The 17,872-nt window shown below is 43.5% G+C and carries 20 protein-coding genes; 18 read left to right on the top strand and 2 right to left on the bottom strand.

Annotated elements, in window-relative coordinates; all coding sequences use genetic code 11:
• The first annotated feature begins 237 nt into the window (after positions 1–237).
• The 3 genes from MH215_RS05465 to MH215_RS05455 all read left to right on the top strand — a co-directional run bounded on the left by MH215_RS05465 (position 238) and on the right by MH215_RS05455 (position 2,908).
• Positions 238–1,218: an aldo/keto reductase gene (locus MH215_RS05465; RefSeq protein WP_239288921.1), complete on the top strand. Its 981-nt coding sequence runs from the start codon at positions 238–240 to the stop codon at positions 1,216–1,218.
• Between the two features lie 175 nt (positions 1,219–1,393).
• A complete protein-coding gene (locus tag MH215_RS05460) occupies positions 1,394–1,981 on the top strand; it encodes a sugar O-acetyltransferase (RefSeq protein ID WP_239288919.1) in 588 nt (195 codons plus the stop codon).
• Between the two features lie 33 nt (positions 1,982–2,014).
• The gene (locus MH215_RS05455; protein ID WP_239288912.1) at positions 2,015–2,908 is read left to right on the top strand and encodes an alpha/beta hydrolase; all 894 of its coding nucleotides are present in this window, start codon (positions 2,015–2,017) and stop codon (positions 2,906–2,908) included.
• 118 nt (positions 2,909–3,026) lie between these two features.
• Here MH215_RS05455 and MH215_RS05450 read toward each other — a convergent pair whose 3' ends face one another.
• Positions 3,027–3,560: a 2'-5' RNA ligase family protein gene (locus tag MH215_RS05450; RefSeq protein ID WP_239288911.1), complete on the bottom strand. Its 534-nt coding sequence runs from the start codon at positions 3,558–3,560 to the stop codon at positions 3,027–3,029.
• 223 nt (positions 3,561–3,783) lie between these two features.
• Between MH215_RS05450 and MH215_RS05445 the strand changes: the two genes are divergently transcribed.
• From MH215_RS05445 to MH215_RS05395, 11 genes are all read left to right on the top strand, one after another.
• Entirely contained in the window at positions 3,784–4,134 is a 351-nt protein-coding gene (locus MH215_RS05445; RefSeq protein ID WP_239288908.1) for an Asp23/Gls24 family envelope stress response protein, read from the top strand.
• Positions 4,135–4,218: 84 nt separating this feature from the next.
• A complete protein-coding gene (locus MH215_RS05440; RefSeq protein WP_239288906.1) occupies positions 4,219–4,827 on the top strand; it encodes a GNAT family N-acetyltransferase in 609 nt (202 codons plus the stop codon).
• 79 nt (positions 4,828–4,906) lie between these two features.
• A complete protein-coding gene (locus MH215_RS05435; protein ID WP_239288904.1) occupies positions 4,907–5,473 on the top strand; it encodes a TetR/AcrR family transcriptional regulator in 567 nt (188 codons plus the stop codon).
• Between the two features lie 351 nt (positions 5,474–5,824).
• The gene (locus MH215_RS29015) at positions 5,825–6,241 is read left to right on the top strand and encodes a MarR family winged helix-turn-helix transcriptional regulator (RefSeq protein WP_275446010.1); all 417 of its coding nucleotides are present in this window, start codon (positions 5,825–5,827) and stop codon (positions 6,239–6,241) included.
• A gap of 97 nt (positions 6,242–6,338) precedes the next feature.
• A complete protein-coding gene (locus MH215_RS05425) occupies positions 6,339–7,184 on the top strand; it encodes an SIR2 family NAD-dependent protein deacylase (protein WP_239288902.1) in 846 nt (281 codons plus the stop codon).
• 46 nt (positions 7,185–7,230) lie between these two features.
• Positions 7,231–8,136: a protein-ADP-ribose hydrolase gene (locus MH215_RS05420; RefSeq protein WP_239288900.1), complete on the top strand. Its 906-nt coding sequence runs from the start codon at positions 7,231–7,233 to the stop codon at positions 8,134–8,136.
• Between the two features lie 15 nt (positions 8,137–8,151).
• A complete protein-coding gene (locus tag MH215_RS05415; RefSeq protein WP_239288898.1) occupies positions 8,152–8,979 on the top strand; it encodes an SPL family radical SAM protein in 828 nt (275 codons plus the stop codon).
• 204 nt (positions 8,980–9,183) lie between these two features.
• Complete coding sequence (locus MH215_RS05410; RefSeq protein WP_239288896.1) at positions 9,184–10,587, top strand: spore germination protein; 1,404 nt, start codon at positions 9,184–9,186, stop codon at positions 10,585–10,587.
• A gap of 38 nt (positions 10,588–10,625) precedes the next feature.
• Complete coding sequence (locus MH215_RS05405) at positions 10,626–11,768, top strand: GerAB/ArcD/ProY family transporter (protein ID WP_239288894.1); 1,143 nt, start codon at positions 10,626–10,628, stop codon at positions 11,766–11,768.
• Entirely contained in the window at positions 11,756–12,931 is a 1,176-nt protein-coding gene (locus tag MH215_RS05400) for a Ger(x)C family spore germination protein (protein ID WP_239288893.1), read from the top strand. The genes MH215_RS05405 and MH215_RS05400 overlap by 13 nt, the downstream gene beginning before the upstream one ends.
• Positions 12,932–12,982: 51 nt before the next feature.
• Positions 12,983–13,201, top strand: coding sequence for a hypothetical protein (locus MH215_RS05395; protein ID WP_239288892.1), 219 nt, complete (start codon positions 12,983–12,985; stop codon positions 13,199–13,201).
• A 15-nt stretch (positions 13,202–13,216) separates the two neighbouring features.
• On the opposite strand, the gene MH215_RS05390 is transcribed toward MH215_RS05395, so the two are convergent.
• A complete protein-coding gene (locus MH215_RS05390; RefSeq protein WP_239288890.1) occupies positions 13,217–13,564 on the bottom strand; it encodes an MmcQ/YjbR family DNA-binding protein in 348 nt (115 codons plus the stop codon).
• Between the two features lie 343 nt (positions 13,565–13,907).
• On the opposite strand from MH215_RS05390, the gene MH215_RS05385 reads away from it, so the two are divergent.
• From MH215_RS05385 to MH215_RS05370, 4 genes are read left to right on the top strand one after another with little or no spacing between them, the layout of a single operon-like run.
• Complete coding sequence (locus MH215_RS05385) at positions 13,908–15,485, top strand: contractile injection system protein, VgrG/Pvc8 family (protein ID WP_239288888.1); 1,578 nt, start codon at positions 13,908–13,910, stop codon at positions 15,483–15,485.
• Positions 15,486–15,504: 19 nt separating this feature from the next.
• Positions 15,505–16,644 (top strand): pentapeptide repeat-containing protein, encoded by a 1,140-nt coding sequence (locus MH215_RS05380; RefSeq protein ID WP_239288886.1) that lies wholly within the window; start codon positions 15,505–15,507, stop codon positions 16,642–16,644.
• 11 nt (positions 16,645–16,655) lie between these two features.
• Positions 16,656–17,198, top strand: coding sequence for a hypothetical protein (locus tag MH215_RS05375; protein ID WP_239288884.1), 543 nt, complete (start codon positions 16,656–16,658; stop codon positions 17,196–17,198).
• Entirely contained in the window at positions 17,170–17,871 is a 702-nt protein-coding gene (locus MH215_RS05370; RefSeq protein ID WP_239288883.1) for a PAAR-like protein, read from the top strand. The genes MH215_RS05375 and MH215_RS05370 overlap by 29 nt, the downstream gene beginning before the upstream one ends.
• The last annotated feature ends 1 nt before the right edge of the window (position 17,872 follow it).

Here is a 17,872-nt window from a genome sequence, read left to right as displayed (position 1 = left end):
ACCTGAACCAAGGTACTAACCTTTAACTATAGCGTGAGAACACATAACACCTTCAGGTGAATGAATCCTTGTCGTAAGATAAGGGATCCTTCTTGAAGGTGTTTTGTTATTGTAATTAATCCTTATAAGAGGATTAGGCAATCATTTGATATAAATGAGATAACGTTCAACTTCACTTTTGGTACATAATAAAAGACATGAACGGGTAACACATCCAATTGAAGGAGTGAATGAACAATGGAATACGTGAAACTTGGGAATACGGGAATGGATGTTTCGAGATTATGCCTTGGTTGTATGGGATTTGGGGATGCAAACAAATGGATACATTCCTGGGTGCTTGATGAAGCCAATAGCCGGCCAATCATTCAGAAGGCCGTTGAGATGGGGATTAACTTTTTTGACACGGCCAATATATATTCCATTGGAGCAAGCGAAGAGATTCTTGGACGAGCACTCCAAGATTTTGCTAATCGAGATGAGATCGTTATAGCTACGAAAGTCCATGGACGTATGCATGAAGGACCTAACGGTGGAGGACTATCACGTAAGGCCATTATCAGTGAATTAGATAAAAGTCTTAAACGATTGGGCACGGATTACGTCGACCTGTACCAGATTCATCGCTGGGACTACAATACTCCCATTGAAGAAACGATGGAGGCACTGCATGATGTGGTGAAGGCTGGAAAAGTGAGATATATTGGGGCTTCCGCAATGTACGCGTGGCAGTTCTTGAAAGCATTGCATGTGGCTGAAGTACATGGATGGACTCGTTTTGTTTCCATGCAAAATCATCTCAACCTTCTATATCGCGAAGAAGAAAGAGAGATGCTTCCACTATGTAGGGATGAGAAGATTGGTGTCATTCCTTACAGCCCACTTGCATCAGGGAGACTGACTAGAGATCCTGAGACAACAACTGAACGATCCGAGTCAGATCACATTCAGAAATCCAAATATGACGCAACCATCGAAACGGATCGTGTTATTGTGGAACGTGTTGCAGAACTTGCAAACAGATATGAAGTCCCTCGGGCACAGATTGCGCTAGCATGGTTACTACAGAAACAACCAGTTGCGGCTCCGATTATCGGTGCGACAAAAATTTCGCATCTAGATAATGCCGTTGGAGCATTGTCAGTGAAACTGACCTCTGAAGAAATTTCATTCTTGGAAGAACCGTATGTGCCACATGCCGTCGTAGGTGCAGTATAAATTCTCAACTTGAGAATCAATATATTATATCGCATGAAAGGGCCGCCAACATGGCGGCCTTTTCTATTTCAAGGATGGAAGACTTGATTTATTCCATATTCAGCCTATAATTAAAATACATTTAAAAAGTATTATAAATATAAAATTTTACGCAAGTGAAGGAGCTATTATAACTATGGAATCCATCTCTAAGACAGAAAAACAGAAAATGCTGGATGGCGAGCTATACAATGCTGCAGATCCTCAGCTGAGCCAAGAAAGAGAACAGATCCGGAGAATGACACGGTTGTACAATCAAACGACAGAGTCTGATGGAGAAATTCGTGTTAAGATGTTAAAAGAAATGCTGGGGTCAACGGGAGACTTTCTGTATATGGAGCCAAATATTCATTTTGATTATGGCTATAACATCCATGTTGGCAACCACTTCTATACCAATTTTAACTGCACCATTCTCGATGTCTGTGAAGTGCGAATCGGAGATCATTGCTTAATGGGACCAGATGTACATATCTATACGGCAACACACCCACTGGATCCTGTTCAACGTGCAGCCGGACCGGAGTATGGTAAACCTGTTACCATCGGCAACAATGTCTGGATTGGGGGTAGAGCTATTATCAACCCTGGCGTGAACATTGGTCATAATGTCGTTATCGCTTCAGGTGCGGTTGTGACAAAGGATGTCCCAGATAATGTAGTCGTTGGTGGCAATCCGGCTCGAATTATTAAGGAAATCGAAGTGCAGTCTGATTCAGAGTGATTAACCCCATGAATAATGAATGGAGTGAAGACCATGAATGAAGAACAGCAAGAAATGATAACTCAAATACGTGAGAATCCGGTTGATACTGATTCAGGGCTGAAACCAAGCTCCAGTTTCTCTGTACAACGTCAAGAAGTATTCATTCCTACCTCTGTTGGTGAAACTCGTGTCTTGATTTATACTCCTGAGCCCGATCCAGGCGAACCCTTACCTGCATTTATTAATATGCATGGGGGTGGTTTTATCGCTGGGGATGCTGAAGGAGATGATCCTTGGTGCCCGCTCATTGCACATGAAGCTCATTGTGTCGTTATCAACATTGATTACCGATTGGCTCCTGAGCATAAGTTTCCTACAGCAGTTCATGAATGTTATGACGTAGCTGTGTGGGTGCATGAGCACCCAGAAGACTTCGGAATTCATTCAGCGAAACTGGCCATTGGAGGACATAGTGCTGGAGGGAACCTAGCAGCGGCTGTGTGTTTGTTGAACAAGCAGCGTAGGAATCAACTGCCATTTGTATTGCAGATACTGGACTATCCGCCACTTGATTTACACACCGATCCTGCACTTAAACCAAACTTCCCCGAAGCGATTCCTGCGGAAGTGGCTAGAATGTTTAACGCAATGTATCTGGAGAATTCAGCCGATGCTCAGAATCCTTTGGCTTCACCTGTGTTCGCCGAGTCTCTTGAGGGTTTGCCGGAGGCTCTAATTATTACTGCGAGCAAGGATTCACTCGCTGCCGAAGCAAGAGACTATGCAGATAGACTTAAGCAGCAAGGTGTGAAGGTACATTTCAAACAGTATGAAGACGTGCCACATGGATTCACACATCATGGAGATATAGCCATCGCAGAAGATGCTTGGTATCTGATGTGTGATAAGTTGAAAGATGCATTTTCAAGTGTCGACCCAGAATAGGCCATAATATATTGATTCGAAATTAACAGACGTGAAGCTAATTCACGTCTGTTTTTTTCTGTTTCGGCTATGTAATTATAATGATTGACCAAGTTAGCCATGTCCTTCATTATGGCGGTCAACGAGCGAGTGGGATGTCCTCAAATGGAACGTATTGGTTAGGTTCAACTTCTTGGTACACTCGAACGTGCGTTACCATAAAGGTTGGAAAAGGGGCTAATGCATGTTTTGATGTGAGCTTCATTTCTTCAACTTCTGATTCATGCATTCCCCAATGGGTTTGACCCAACGTTAAATGAGGATGGAACTCATCCAATTCAAAATATTGTTTGATAAGTTCAGACGGAGGGACTACGGTTCCTACCAGTAATTTGTGGAATTCAAATATTTCTTTGGAACGTACGCCAAGAAAAACAACCTCATTTCCGAACGCTGATGGCTCTGTAAATGTTAACTGAAAATGTTGTACGGACGAGCATAGTACTTTTACTTTATCAAGCCAGGTTAGATCCGCTGTAAGCCCACCTTGTGCCTTCACTGTGATGTGAGGCTCGGCAACTTCGTTAAGCCGATGATGTTCCCAACGATTACGAAACGAAGTGATCTGATCTTTGTAATCGTCAGGCGGAACGATCGCGATAAAATACTGCACGTTGGCACCATCTTTCTAGTTTTTATAGGGGTATGATGCAATCATACCACCTCATCGTCTGCTAATCGCTCTAGTATTCCTAAAAGGAAAGTTGACTTCATATATAAAAATGAAATATTATATAATCAAATGATAGTAATAACTATCAAAAATTTAAAGGAAGTTCAAGCATCACCTCTAAAATGCATGTAGTACGAAAAGTTTTATAAAGGGGATGGAGACGATGTTGATTCAAAACGTACTGGGCAAAACAACTTTTTCTAAAGAGGTTGTATCCAAAATTATTGGTAAAACAGTAAGTATGACCGAGGGTATTGGATCGTTGTCTACCGGAATTGTGGAGTCACTTGCACAAAAATTGACTGGTAAACGTATATATAACGGCATCGAGCTAAGAGAACAGGACACAGGATTAGATATTCAATTAAGTGTAATTGTGCGGTATGGGATCCGAATGCAGGAAGTGTGCAGAGATCTGCAGGAGAATGTGAGAGCAGCCGTAGAGAATTTCACAGGATTACCGATTAGTACAATTCATATCAAAATTGAAGGTATAGATCTTGGTACTAAATAGATGGTGAATAGCACATAGCATAGCAGCGCGAGCATTCGCAACCGAATGATATCCTTATCATTAATGATCATAGGAGTGATTAATATGACCAACATTTCCATCGTACAAGCCAACCCGCACTCACTTGCAGGAGCTAAGCTTAATTTAATGGCTGTGGGGGATATTGCCCATACCATAGCGGGGTCGAGCAGGCAGAGCGTCGTTGATGCTACCTTCCGTAAGTTATGGAAGTCTAGAAATAATCGTTTTAGTCATGAATATGCTTATGAAGCGAAAATGGGTGATTCAACACTTGGAATGATTACCTGTTTACCAATAACGGTTCTGGATAAGCTGGTCAGTTCTACGGTAAAACAACTGTTTGCTCATCGAAAACTAGCTCTAATTGGTTATAGCTTGTTACATCCAAGAGCATTATTATCTACGATTACTTTAAAGGAAGGATTCGCAGGAGAGTTCCATATTGCCACACTTGCTGCTATGCCGGAGAGCAGAGGGATGGGGATCGGATCACAGCTTATTCATCATGCGGAAACACAAGCAATCAAGCAGGGATTCAGCCTATGTTCGCTCACTGTGAAAAAAGAAAATCATCTAGCGGCCAAACTTTATGCCAGACTTGGTTATGAGGTCACATCCGAAGTGAATAAACCCGCGGTATCCTTATACAGAATGGTGAAAAAGCTGAAATAATGAATAGCTCTAGATTATGGTATACTGGGCAATGAGATGCGACACATTAATAAGCATATTTCCCTTGAGGTGTACGAACATGAAAAAAGAAATGTCATCCATGAAACAAACACGGCTGAACTCCATACTTGATGAAGCAACCAAGCTGCTTATTGAGAAGCCCAACGCCTCCATGAATGATATTGCTGATGCAGCTGGCATCGGAATTGCGACATTGCATCGGTATGTGGAGAGCAGGGAACAGCTCATGATTCATCTGGGATTCCGTGCCATTGAAGTTGTTAGTGAGAAGATTCGGGAGTTCCCGCTGAGTGAAGAGAACTGTGAGGATTATTTCCCGAACTTAATTGAAGCCCTCATTCCACTTGGAGATAAGATTTATTTCCTGGGACATGATTCTTCTGTAAACTATAATCCGGACATTGAAGGTGCAGATCAGAAGCTAAGAGAGCCTGTCTTGGAAGCGGTTAGTATGCTGCAACAAAGAGGATATTTCCGTCAGGATGTGAATTGTAATTGGATTATTGATGTGTTGTATTCGATTCTTTTTCTTACCTGGCAGCAAGTTGTTGATGGACATATCGCTAGAAAATCGGCTGCAGCGCTCGTGGTGGATACGTTCTACAACGGCTTTAAAGCTCGATGAAGCAAACTCTCATTCGATGTAATACAGTAGAGCAATACGTCAGTGATTCCAAGCGCAATAACCTCTGAAGATGAGCAATCATCAATCAGAGGTTATTTTTGATATTACGAATTGAATGAATCGACGAAGAGTTGAGTATTGATCTTCTTTACCATGTGGTAAGTGCCCGTAACTTCATCCTGATTATTGTGTTTATTGTGCGACATCTCATTGAATACCTGGATCACATCATTCGGAAATATTACAACATTCATGAGGCTATTCGTATCACTTTTTATATGAATGTGGAAATAATCTTCCATGTTAGGTAGTTGTCTTGACTATAGTTTTATATAAAACTAAAATAGACAAATGAATGAAAATTACATACTGTCCCTGGTTGGTCGGATACATCGTCATGGTAATCGTTTTATTGAGAGTGAATTAAGGAAAAGGAATATTAACGATATTGCACCATCTCATGGTGATATTCTGTTTCGTTTATATCAGCAGGATAGTCTTACGATGCAAGAGCTGTCCAAGTTAATTGATCGAGACAAGTCAACCGTAACGGTTCTGGTCGATAAACTGGTGAAAAGAGGATACATCCATAAAGAGAAGGATCTGAAGGATACGCGGATCTATCGTTTATCTCTTACAGCGAAAGGACATGATCTGCGGGAAGAGTTTGAAGAGATATCCCATCATCTTATTAAGAAGATCTATGAGAAGTTCTCATTAGATGAAAAGAAGACCGTGATAAGCTTACTTCAGAAGATTGAATTTTAATGGGTTGAACTATCTTCACTATATTTGTTTGATATAAAACTATAATGGGTGTGTGCTAGGAGAGCATACGACAGACTTGATAGAGGGAGAGCTTATAATGAATACCAATTATCAACAACGGATAGATCTTGCTAAAGCTGCTATGCAAGAGGCAGATTATATTTTGCTGGGAGGAGGAGCGGGTCTATCGGCTGCTGCTGGCATAACTTTTAATGGGAAGAGATTTACAGATCACTTTGGTGACTTCATTGATAAGTACGGATTCACGGATCTGTATAGCTCTGGATTTTATCCTTTTGAGACGCAGGAAGACAAGTGGGCTTACTGGGCGCGACATATCCAACTGAATCGTTACGACACAGGTACAACACAACTCTATCTGGATTTGTATGAGCTAGTGAAAAACAAAAAGCATTTTGTGATTTCTACTAATGTTGAGAGCCAATTCGAGAAGGCAGGGTTTGCTTCCAGCTCTATATTTGAGATTCAGGGTAATTATGGGTATCTGCAATGCGAAAAGGGATGCCATGATACACTGTATGATAATGAAGAGCTAGTGAAGAAGATGGTAGAGCAGACGGTCGATTGTAAGATACCAACAAACCTTGTGCCTAAATGTCCTGTCTGTGGGGGAAGTATGGATGTGAACCTACGAATTAACGAATATTTTGTTCAAGATGAGCAATGGCATATGTCTGAGAGAATGTATCGTAGCTTTATACAAGACTCTGAAAACCAGAACGTAGTCTACATGGAACTTGGTGTTGGGTTTAATACGCCAGGTATTATCCGGTATCCGTTTGAACGAATGACGTACCATAATGAGCTTGCTACATTGATTCGTTTTAACCAAGCTGAACCAGCAGGATTAGCCGAGAACCAACATAAGACCATCGCCTTTACGGAGGATATGAATCAAGTATTTCAATTGATCCGTACATAAATGTATGTTTTTCCCCATGAAAGGGACATAGGAAGAAGGAATATAGATGATTCAATTGCCTTTGAGCGCATATGCACATGAAATTCAGTTAGAAAGCACATATGTACCCTATCCTCCAACCGAAGCGTCAAAAGAGGAAATCGTCGATACGTTATTAACGCATCTTCTTGAGGAATTCAGTAATCTTCAGCATGTGTCTATTCCATCCGAATATGCAGAGAAGAGGGAATTGCTCAGAGGACTTATGAACTTAAGAAAACCAGTGCCAGTTCCAGTTGCATTCCAGAGAGAAATGGATTCCCTTTTGCAAAAGGAGCTTGGAGAGAAAGAGATTGTTCGGAGCGATCAGCTTAACCCGATATCGTATCTGTTTCCCGAGTCTTCTATTGAACATGCGGATCAACTCTATGTTTGGCAAGGGGACATCACGCAGCTCCAGGTAGACGCTATTGTGAATGCAGCAAATGAATATATGCTGGGCTGCTTTCAGCCGTTACATGCTTGTATCGATAATGCCATTCATTCCGCGGCAGGTCCTTTGCTAAGAGAGGACTGCAATCGAATCATGACCATCCAAAATGAGACGGAAGCAACGGGTGGAGCTAAAATTACGCGAGCGTATCATTTGCCTGCAACATACATTCTGCACACGGTGGGTCCTATTGTTCCTCAAGGAACAACGCTGACTATACAGCAACAGGAGGAACTTGCTTCCTGCTACCTGTCCTGTCTAGAGCTTGCGCATGAAATAGATGATATCAGAACGGTAGCGTTATGCTCGATATCTACAGGAGTATTTGGTTTTCCCAAAGCCGAGGCTTCCAATATTGCAGTTACAACTGTACAGCAGTGGTTAGATGCTCATCCGGATCATCACTTTGAGCAGATCATTTTTAACGTGTTTAGTCAGGACGATTATAAACAGTACATGCGAGTATTCCAAGCTCAATAAGAGGGGGAACAGATCGTGAAAACCACGGAAATCTTAGCTAAACAGATATTGACGGAAGCAAAAGGCTACTTAAACGTGGGATTCACGCATTCACTTAATCCATATAGTGGTTGTGCCTTCTCATGTCAATATTGTTATGTTCGAGAGATGCCCATTCAGAGGTTTAAGGACATTCCTTGGGGTGAATGGGTCGATGTGAAAATAAATGCAGCTGAGAACTATGCAAAAGAATGGAAGAAGCTACGTGCCAAGAACAAACCAATTCATTTGTTTATGTCTTCAGCAACAGACCCTTACCAGCCAATTGAACGCCAAGCCGAAATTACACGTGGTGTGCTGGAAGCGATGATGGAATGTCCCCCGGATCACCTTCAGATCCAGACACGCAGTCCATTGGTTACACGTGATATTGATCTGATTAAGGAACTAACGAAGCGAAGCCATGTTATCGTTTCGATGACCGTGGAGACCGACCGAGAGGATGTAAAACAAATATTTGCACCCTATGCACCCGGGATTCGACTACGAATGAAGGCTTTGCAGGAGATGCATCAAGCTGGGATACCTACGCAGGCTTCTATCTCGCCCGTATTACCGTTTACGCCAGATTTCCCTAAGAAGCTACTAGGTATCGTTGATCATATCTGGATTGATACGTTGAATATTGGCGATGGTGCAAGCGGTAGACGTTCCAAGTCGCTCGGTATGCCTGAACTTTTTAAGGAACACGATCTGGAGAAATGGTATCGTCCGAACATTCATCGGAGTGTGGAGAAGTATTTCAAGACTGTTTTCCCAGAAGAGATGGTTCGTGTTTCGAAGGAAGAAGCCTTCTTAGGTTAGTCGAGTTTTATAGATTGAACTGCCGCCATGTGGCGGCTTTTTTCTGTTATGCATTTGGAAGAACATATAGCAATTATTCAACATCTTATTCAAACATAGAGAGCGTAGTGAGGAGAAATAGAAGCGTATAAATGTGTTTTCAGAAGGACATGCTGTCGTTAACTATGAATATTTGAATCACGTCACGCATCTGGAGGACACACCATGAGCACGTTAGAGAAAACATTACTGACCGGTAAATTAATAGAAGATGAAGCTACTCTGCGCACCACATTTGCAGGTTGTTCCGATGTTATATTTCATTCGTTCCGTACGGCCTGTCAGACTACTGCGCTCTGCGTGTACTGTGTTGGGCTATGTGATACGGATCGGCTTGAACGTCATGTGTTAGAGCCGCTTATGGAAATGAAAAGAAATGCAGAGCCTACGCAAGTTCCGATGGCTTCATCTAAGACCATTCTTGCCTTAAGCCAAGCTGTCCAGGCGGTGATGGAAGGACAAGCCCTTATCCTGATCGATGGCGAAGTACCGGGCACACTTTATCCCTTGTACCAAGTTCCCAGCCGAACGCCGGAGGAGCCAGCAGCGGAATCTACGGTACGAGGTTCACGGGATGGTTTTACCGAATCATTGAGTACGAATCTATCCTTGCTTCGAATGAGAATCAAAACACCAGCACTTAAGCTACAGATGCGAACCATGGGGGAGTATACGGGCACGCAGGTTACACTTGCTTATCTGGAAGGCATCATAGATCCTAAATTATTGCAAGAAGTAGAAGCTCGTTTGGCACAGTTAAAAGTACAAGACGTGTTAGAAAGCCAATACATAGAGGAGGGAATCATCGATCAGCGCTTCTCGCCCTTTCCACAGATGATTGCAACGGAGCGACCGGATGTGGTCACTGCTAATCTGTTAGAAGGAAAGTTTGCACTGCTTATCGATGGTACTCCATTTAGTTTAATAGCCCCGGTCACTTTGTTTTCCATGCTGCAGTCCCCTGAGGATTATTATCAAAATATGTTCATGAGTGTATTTGTTCGCTGGCTGCGCTACATTTTCTATGCATTGTCTCTGCTGCTACCTTCGGCTTATGTAGCAATAACCACATTCCATCAAGAAATGGTTCCAACCGTTCTGCTGCTTAGTATTGCAAAAGCACGGGAAGAGATTCCTTTTCCTGCACTTGTCGAGGCACTCATTATGGAAATATCGTTCGAAGCATTAAGGGAGGCTGGCATCCGGCTGCCTAAACAGGTGGGTGCGGCTGTGAGTATCGTTGGGGCATTAATTATCGGCCAAGCGGCTACAACTGCGGGAATTGTCTCAGCTCCAATGATCATTATTGTCGCGATTACAGGAATTGCGTCGTTTATGATCCCTAGATATGCTGCCAGCATTGCGGCACGTCTATTGCGCTTTCCGATTATGCTGATGGCTGGCACACTTGGCTTAATCGGTGTAATGCTCGGGGTCATCCTGATTGTGATTCACCTCAGCAGTTTACGCTCCTTTGGTACACCGTATCTATCTCCTGCAACACCAACGTCAGCCCAGAAGCTCAAGGATGTATGGTGGCGACCAACGCAAGAGAACAAATCCCGTTAGACTGGAATGGATTACACAACAGGGGGAGGCGACGTGCAATGTTGACCGAGAAAGGGAAAATATCTGTCACTCAATTAGCATTCATGATTTTTCCCGCCATTCTGGCCACATCCATCTTATCCGTCCCTGGTATAACGATGCATTATGCAGGACATGACATGTGGATCTCGCCCATCTGGGGATCATTCGTTGGCCTTGCGACCATAGGAATATCGCTTGGGCTTGAACGGTTATATCCCGGTAAAACAATCATGCAGTCTTCAACACTCATCATAGGATGGTTCCCAGGCAAATTATTAGGGCTGATGTATCTTGGTTTTCTGCCACACTTAACAGGCTTAATTATTCGTGGATATGGTGAGTTTATTGCAAGTAACGCTCTGCCTAAGACACCCTTGTTCGTAATTATGGGTACGATGGTTGTGGTCTGTATGATCAATGTTAGATTGGGTATCGAAGTGGTGGGTCGTACCTCTCAAGTATTTGTAACGTTGGTTGTTGTGCTTTTATGCATAATCTTTGTCCTGCTGACCAAGGAACTGAGGCCAGAAGAAATGCTGCCTTTTATGGAAAGAGGAATAGTGCCAAGTCTAAAAGGGGCTGTTGCGCCTGCTGCTTGGTTCAGTGAATATATTGTATTGGCGTTTATGTTACCTTACGTGAATCGTAAAAAGGGTTTAACCAGAACAATGCTGTTCTCGCTTCTATTTACAACGGTTGCCATGACGGTGACCAATCTCATCTGCTTATTTCTGATCGGAGACTTAACCGATAGTTTTGCGTATCCGGTCATGGTTGCTGCACGATATATTACGATTGCTGACTTTCTCCAGCATATTGAGTCTATTATTATTGCGATATGGATCTTTGGGATTTTCGTTAAAATCTCTGTCTTTCTGTATATTTTTGCAACATCCACAGCAGAATGGTTTGGGTTGAATGACTATAAACCTGTTGTAGTACCACTCGCATTTTTATGTATGGTTTTTGCATATTGGATTGTATCCGATAGTGCAAGTGCTGCCAATCTTGTCAGCTCTTCAGCGAATGTATATACCTTGGTGCTATTGTTGGTTTTTCCAGCGATATTGTATGGTATAGCCTTGTTTAAAAAGCTGTGGAAACGCAACCGCGGAGATGGAGCTAAGGCAGGTTCGGGGGGAAGAGAATGCGGAAAGTGATATCTATAATCGCTATACTTCTTAGCAGTAGCGTGCTGTCCGGATGCTGGGATCGGATTGAAGTTAACGATTTGGCGATTGTGCTCGCGACAGGCATCGACTATGAGGATGAGCGGTATCAACTAACTTCCCAGATTTTTATTCCACGAAAGGCGGGCGGGGGATCATCGGGAGGCAGTGAGGGAAGCCCAAGCGGAGTGACGATGATTCGAACAGCGGAGGGACGTACAGTGGCCGAAGCTCTAAATCGATTACAAAGGAAAGTGCCTCGTAATATGTTCTGGGGACACTGCGAGGTCATTGTTATTAGTGAACATGCTGGCAAACAGGGCTTACGCCAATACATCGATTTTCTGCTTCGATACCCTCAATTCCGCGAACATGCCTATGTCTTCTCCACTAGCGATTCTGCTAAAGATATTCTTGCTTTGCTTGATCCCCTCGAAAGAAGCTCAGCAGAATCCTTGCGTGAAATGGCCAATATGAAGCTGGGTACACGGGTGACGGTACTTGAACTCGCCCAGTCCGTTGAAGGACCAAGCCGTTCCGCTACACTGTCACGAATGTTAATGTTACCACCAGATCCGGGGAAAGATCGATATGATTCTACTCCGTATATTAAAGGGTTAAGCCTATATAAAAATGATCATTATATTAAAACCGTTACGGAACCGATGAGTGTGGGCATTCTGTTACTTGCAAACGAGCTGGAGAATATTATTATGCCAGTCCAGTTGAAGAATATGGAGGGCTCCTTCTCCATCATGCCGATTGAAATGCATACGGCCTTAATCCCTCAAATTATCAACAATGAATGGCGTATGCAGGTTCAAGTGAAGTCCAAAGGGGAAGTCGTACTTAACACTACCGATGCGAACTTAACTGATCCGACTTTGTTAAATGAATTAGATCAAGCATGGTCAGAACATTTAAAAGAGCTAGCGGAGAAAGCTTTAGTCATGGCACAGAAACAGCTAAAGACGGATTTTTTCCAGTTTGCAACTGAATTCCGCAGACATTATCCCAAACAATGGAACGCGCAGCAAAAAAACTGGGACGAACTTTTTTCTACCATGGATGTTCAGGTGAAGGTGGAGGCGCTCGTGACGCGTACAGGGAAGTCCATAGGTCCTCAAGGCATACCGGAGCAGGGCACAGACTAGCCTTGGATGATCTGATTGTACTGATAAGAAGTATAGGGAGGAATAGAGCGAATGAAATTCGTATCTGTCCTAGGAATCTGTCTTATGACAGCAGCTATGGTGTATGGGGAGTGGCGCAGTAGCGCACAGAAAAAAGCAAGAATCGTTGCAGGAGGCATTACACTACTGTCAGCGATGCTTGCTCTAACTTTGTTGTTTCTTCCCAGTCTGCCTGGCCCGACGCAGTGGATCAAACTTTTGTTCGGGAAGGTAGATAAGTTCATGAAATGAACTTCGCAGAGAGGACTAAATCCTCATCATGATCGCTTCTCGAGTACTTTTGGGAAGTTTACCGAAGACCAGATCGTAAGAATGATCAATCATAGGAAGCGCATCAGACTCATCCAAAGATTCATTGATCAGAACGGTGTTCCAGTGTTTTTTGTTCATATGATATCCAGGCTGCACATTCTCATGCTGTTCTCTCAAATTTTCCGCAATAACCGGATCACATTTGAGGTTTATCGTATTTCTGCTTTCAAAAATGAGTGCAAACATTTTCCCAGCAACCTTGATCACAAGGATGTCTGGCCCAAAAGGAAAGTCCTTCACCGCACCCTTCTTCGTAAGGCAGTATTCAATGATATTGTTCATGTAACTATAGATCTCCTTTATAGGCATCGTGTATTAGGTTCAAGCTAAAACTGATTATCCATAGTATAACAGATGCTCATCTACGATGAATTAACGGGTGTGAAGACTGGGATAAAAGTGCTAAGTAGGCTGGTTAAAGACGAAAATAATTAAATGGGCAAGAAGAAGGGGCAGTAGCGATACTGCTTCATTTTTGTGCGCGGATACGAATGCATGATATGTATATAAAGTCTTATTTTTATCCTTTTTAATGAAAATTAACAAAATCCATTAAATATTTTACTTATAAAGTCGATAAATAGAAAATTAATACATCTAAGAAAATAGGTGGTGATTGAGGAGTATGTCTCTAGTAACAATTAGTTATGAACAATTGCAAATTCAGCCGTTTGATATCCGAATCCATGAAGTAACATTACTCATGAAAGTTCATGATCATGGCAAGCTTACTTTCACTGGAGTGATTCCGGAAGAGAAGGAAGAACAGTATGTACGTATGGCGGACGAGAGTACACCAGTTGAATTGTTCTATACGGATGAGCAGGGTCAAAAGCAACGTTTATTTCACGGAATTATTTTGAAGCTACATGTGAAGGTGGAGAACAAGGTGTACTGGCTTGAAGCGGAGGCTGTGTCCCATTCACATGCTATGGATCTTCGGCGCAAAACACGATCCTATCAGAATATAGGTATGTTAATTCCTGACGTTATGCAGAAGATTAGTGGGTACTATCCGGATGGACAAGTCTTCAACACCTTCATAGAGAAAAAAAAGCTGGGTGCGTATACACTTCAATATCAAGAAACGGATTGGGAATTCTTGAAGCGACTTGCGTCACATTATCATACGGTTCTTGTTCCCGTATCAACGGAGGAACGCATTCGTATTTATCTTGGGCTGCCTGAACAACGTGATGCAGGGAAGCTGGAAGCGACTCACTACCGAATGTATAAAGATATGCTCGCTTATCAGAAAGAAGCTAAGCTGGAGACGAGTGATATCAATGAGAAGGATTATATCCGTTATGAAGTACAGGTACGTGATCGGGTGCTCCAGCTTGGGGATCAAGTGCAGTTCAAAGGACATTCACTATATGTGTTCGAAATTCGGACTGAGATGAAAAAGGGGTTGCTTTTACATCATTATGTGCTTGGCCACAAAGCATCTGCATATCGCCGCAAGCGTTACAACTCCCGTTTGGTGGGTGCGTCCATCTCCGGAAATATCATGGGGGTGGTGAGAGACGAGGTTCAGGTTCATCTAGATAGCGATCAGGAGTGGAGCCTGGCGACAGCCTATCTGTTCCCATACTCCACGATGTATGCATCGGATGATCAGACTGGCTGGTATTGCATGCCTGAAAAAGGTGACAGTATAAGGCTCTATTTTCCCAATGCTAGAGAAACTGAGGGCATTGCGCTCAGTTCTGTTCGTCAAAAACTACCTGCAGAAGAAAGTCCGGCAAGTGCGGCACCATCAGGGTCTGGAGCATCATCGCAAACAGGTGGAAGTGGAGGGAGTAGCGGGGCAGGTGGAGGAACGACAACGGTTGTACAGCAGCAACAGCTGCAGCCGGTTGTGAATTTTGATAAGGATCTGAAAGAAGATCTGATGGCCAATCCCAATACGAAGTTCCTTCTAACACCGACGGGTCAGAAGATTACCTTTGAAGAGGATCGGATCACGATTACCGGCTCGACCGGAGGGGCAACGCTGACCTTGACCAGTGCTGGAACGATTATTCTAAATTGCGAGAACAAGATCACGCTACAGGCTAGTAAACAAGTGGAATTAGTAGCAGAGACGGTGACCCTTCAGGCGAATCAGATTGATATGTCTACCAAAGACGGTAATGGCGGTTTAACCATCGATCAAGGACAGGTCGTTATCAAAGGAATCGAAATATTAATGAATCAGTAAAAAAGCGGAGGATGGGCTCATGCATCAGTTGGAACTATGGCAACAGTTTCTGGAACAAGAGGCATTGCCGCTGCGAAACGCCAAAGTACATAAGCTTCATGAATTTTATATTGCGAATAAATCAGAGATCGTGCAAGGGTTCGTTCCGTTATTCGGGGCACTGTGCGAACAAATCTTGCACCAGCAAGAGCGCGGAGAGCTTCAGTCGTGCAGTACCATACACGTATCGTTGATGCGGACAAGGCTCATTCAAGGCGATCCTGCCTACATGCTGCACGCGAGTGACAGACGTCAAGAAAGTGAAGTGCCTGTCAGTGGATTCTTATATGATGCGAGCTGGATCTACAGCTTTATGGATCAATGGATTGAGGAATGCGAGGATGGTCGCAGACGTTATATGAATCGGATTGATCAGGCTGCATTAGAGGCATGGCAAGCAGGTCAGCTCTATCCTTTTCACGTTTATATGGTTATTGCTGTTCGTCATGCTATGGATACGATCCGTACAATGGATTCTTTTGAAGCGATCAGAAAAGAGGTACAGTTCGAAGTTCGTGTGGGAGAGTATCAGGATCACGAAGTAACGGAATCGGTATATCGTTTCAACGGATTACAGAGAAGCTCTATTGCGTGCAAAGGTTGGTTAGAAAGCAGGCTACCGAATGAATATATCTATGAACATATCGCTGGTGTTAATCTCTGTAACGGAAATTATGCAGAACTAGATTTCAATCATGCGAGATTCGAGGAAGTGGAGTTGAGTGGAAGCAGCTTTGAAGGTGCAAGTCTACTAGGCACACGATTTGAACGTTGTCAATGTACACAGTCCAACTACGGTCAAACACTACTTCTTGATACAGACTTTCGAGATTGTAACCTCACAGGTGCCAGCTTCGATGGTGCATGGAGTGAACGGGGTACATTCATAGAGACGCATGGACTGATCTATGGTATTCAGGGACTTCGGTTTCAGGGAGCGAATCTAAGCCATGCCACATTTAGGTACGCTAGAATCGCTGGTGATTTTACGGGCGCAGAACTAGAGCAGGTGAATTTCACAGGAGCAGATCTATCGGGTAGCCGGATGCTTGCACAGGATCGGTTCCGGCTTGAACTGACCTCTGAGCAACGAGCTTCCGTAGAATGGATTGAGGCTTAGGAGGCTAGCGCATGGAGTACTATATCATCGAATATGACCGCCGTCTCCCGCAGCAAGGGGCTATTCAATGGACGGAACGGATGCTTCGGGGGTATGAACAGACAGCAGATGAAGAAATGGTGTATGTAAAACAAGGTGAAGTGTTTACATCCCCATGTATCGTTAACCACTATCCTATACAACTGTATGTGGAAGAGCTATCTCGCATCATGCTCAAAATGGAATCAGATCTTCATCACAAACGCATAGTTGTCATGAATCTGGAGCAGCAGAACCAGACGTTCTATGAATGGATCGAGTTACCACAAGTGAGCTGGATGGCACCCGAGGCAGTTCAGGTTCAAGCCGGACAAGTGAACGGTATAGATCTTGGACATCAAGGGTTGAGCGAGAGCTCCATATGGTGCGTCCCGTATTACCGCTCATATCTGACGATCGTAGGACTTGAAGTAGCCGAGAAGTTATTAAAAGCAGGAATATATGGGTTAATTGTGAGACCGATTCAGATAACAGGAGGAGAACTAGATGGGGATTATAGATACGGTACTAGATAAAGGTACGCTAGGTGAGTTGCTAAGCTCACCTTGGAGAAGTGAGGATACCTATGTAACCGCAGGTGCCTATATGTATTGTACCTTAGGAACACATGAGGATGTGCTTAACAAGCTGGAGCCTAATGGTGTGTATATCAATGGGAGCCCAATGCTAACAGTGGACGACTGCGTGACGTCCACATCGGAGCCAAGAGTTATGCACGGCGTGCCTTGTACCAAGATGGGAGAAAACATTGATGGGAATCTGTATTCGTTCGGATACTGTAGAAGTGAGCTACATCCCATGAAGACAGCGGAAAAGCTAATTGGAGACTACGCTGCCCTTCCACATATCATTGATCCAGATCCATTAGAACCAACATTCGGTAAGGCTGTATTTCCATGTGCACCAGATTTGATGCCTACAGCTTCAGCATCTGCACCAGCACAAGCCCCGTTTACCGCTCAAGCTACAGCCCAACTTAGCGCTTTGGTCTCACTACCCATGTCTAATTCATTATTGGATGCATTGACTGGAGCAACGACAAAGTGGACAAATGGGAGTTCCAATGTATCTATTCAAGGGGTACCCGCGTTAACGAGCAAGTCTTGCTTGTATTGCAAATGCGGTGGGAAAATCAGCTTACTTACCAATGGCATGGATCCAGCTCCCCCTCAATTTTCAGCCAGGTAGC

This window comes from Paenibacillus sp. ACRSA, from assembly GCF_022346845.1.
In the GTDB taxonomy this organism is placed as follows: Bacteria; Bacillota; Bacilli; order Paenibacillales; family Paenibacillaceae; genus Paenibacillus.
Note: the sequence above shows the minus strand (reverse complement) of the source record. Positions and strands in the feature narration are given on the sequence as shown.

What these genes read in the sequence shown, in the direction of transcription:
- MH215_RS05465 (WP_239288921.1), top strand. Translation starts at nt 238, where the DNA reads ATGGAATACGTGAAACTTGGGAATACGGGAATGGATGTTTCGAGATTA.
- MH215_RS05460 (WP_239288919.1), top strand. Translation starts at nt 1,394, where the DNA reads ATGGAATCCATCTCTAAGACAGAAAAACAGAAAATGCTGGATGGCGAG.
- MH215_RS05455 (WP_239288912.1), top strand. Translation starts at nt 2,015, where the DNA reads ATGAATGAAGAACAGCAAGAAATGATAACTCAAATACGTGAGAATCCG.
- MH215_RS05445 (WP_239288908.1), top strand. Translation starts at nt 3,784, where the DNA reads ATGTTGATTCAAAACGTACTGGGCAAAACAACTTTTTCTAAAGAGGTT.
- MH215_RS05440 (WP_239288906.1), top strand. Translation starts at nt 4,219, where the DNA reads ATGACCAACATTTCCATCGTACAAGCCAACCCGCACTCACTTGCAGGA.
- MH215_RS05435 (WP_239288904.1), top strand. Translation starts at nt 4,907, where the DNA reads ATGAAAAAAGAAATGTCATCCATGAAACAAACACGGCTGAACTCCATA.
- MH215_RS29015 (WP_275446010.1), top strand. Translation starts at nt 5,825, where the DNA reads ATGAATGAAAATTACATACTGTCCCTGGTTGGTCGGATACATCGTCAT.
- MH215_RS05425 (WP_239288902.1), top strand. Translation starts at nt 6,339, where the DNA reads ATGAATACCAATTATCAACAACGGATAGATCTTGCTAAAGCTGCTATG.
- MH215_RS05420 (WP_239288900.1), top strand. Translation starts at nt 7,231, where the DNA reads ATGATTCAATTGCCTTTGAGCGCATATGCACATGAAATTCAGTTAGAA.
- MH215_RS05410 (WP_239288896.1), top strand. Translation starts at nt 9,184, where the DNA reads ATGAGCACGTTAGAGAAAACATTACTGACCGGTAAATTAATAGAAGAT.
- MH215_RS05405 (WP_239288894.1), top strand. Translation starts at nt 10,626, where the DNA reads ATGTTGACCGAGAAAGGGAAAATATCTGTCACTCAATTAGCATTCATG.
- MH215_RS05400 (WP_239288893.1), top strand. Translation starts at nt 11,756, where the DNA reads ATGCGGAAAGTGATATCTATAATCGCTATACTTCTTAGCAGTAGCGTG.
- MH215_RS05395 (WP_239288892.1), top strand. Translation starts at nt 12,983, where the DNA reads ATGAAATTCGTATCTGTCCTAGGAATCTGTCTTATGACAGCAGCTATG.
- MH215_RS05390 (WP_239288890.1), bottom strand. Translation starts at nt 13,564, where the DNA reads ATGAACAATATCATTGAATACTGCCTTACGAAGAAGGGTGCGGTGAAG.
- MH215_RS05385 (WP_239288888.1), top strand. Translation starts at nt 13,908, where the DNA reads ATGTCTCTAGTAACAATTAGTTATGAACAATTGCAAATTCAGCCGTTT.
- MH215_RS05380 (WP_239288886.1), top strand. Translation starts at nt 15,505, where the DNA reads ATGCATCAGTTGGAACTATGGCAACAGTTTCTGGAACAAGAGGCATTG.
- MH215_RS05375 (WP_239288884.1), top strand. Translation starts at nt 16,656, where the DNA reads ATGGAGTACTATATCATCGAATATGACCGCCGTCTCCCGCAGCAAGGG.
- MH215_RS05370 (WP_239288883.1), top strand. Translation starts at nt 17,170, where the DNA reads ATGGGGATTATAGATACGGTACTAGATAAAGGTACGCTAGGTGAGTTG.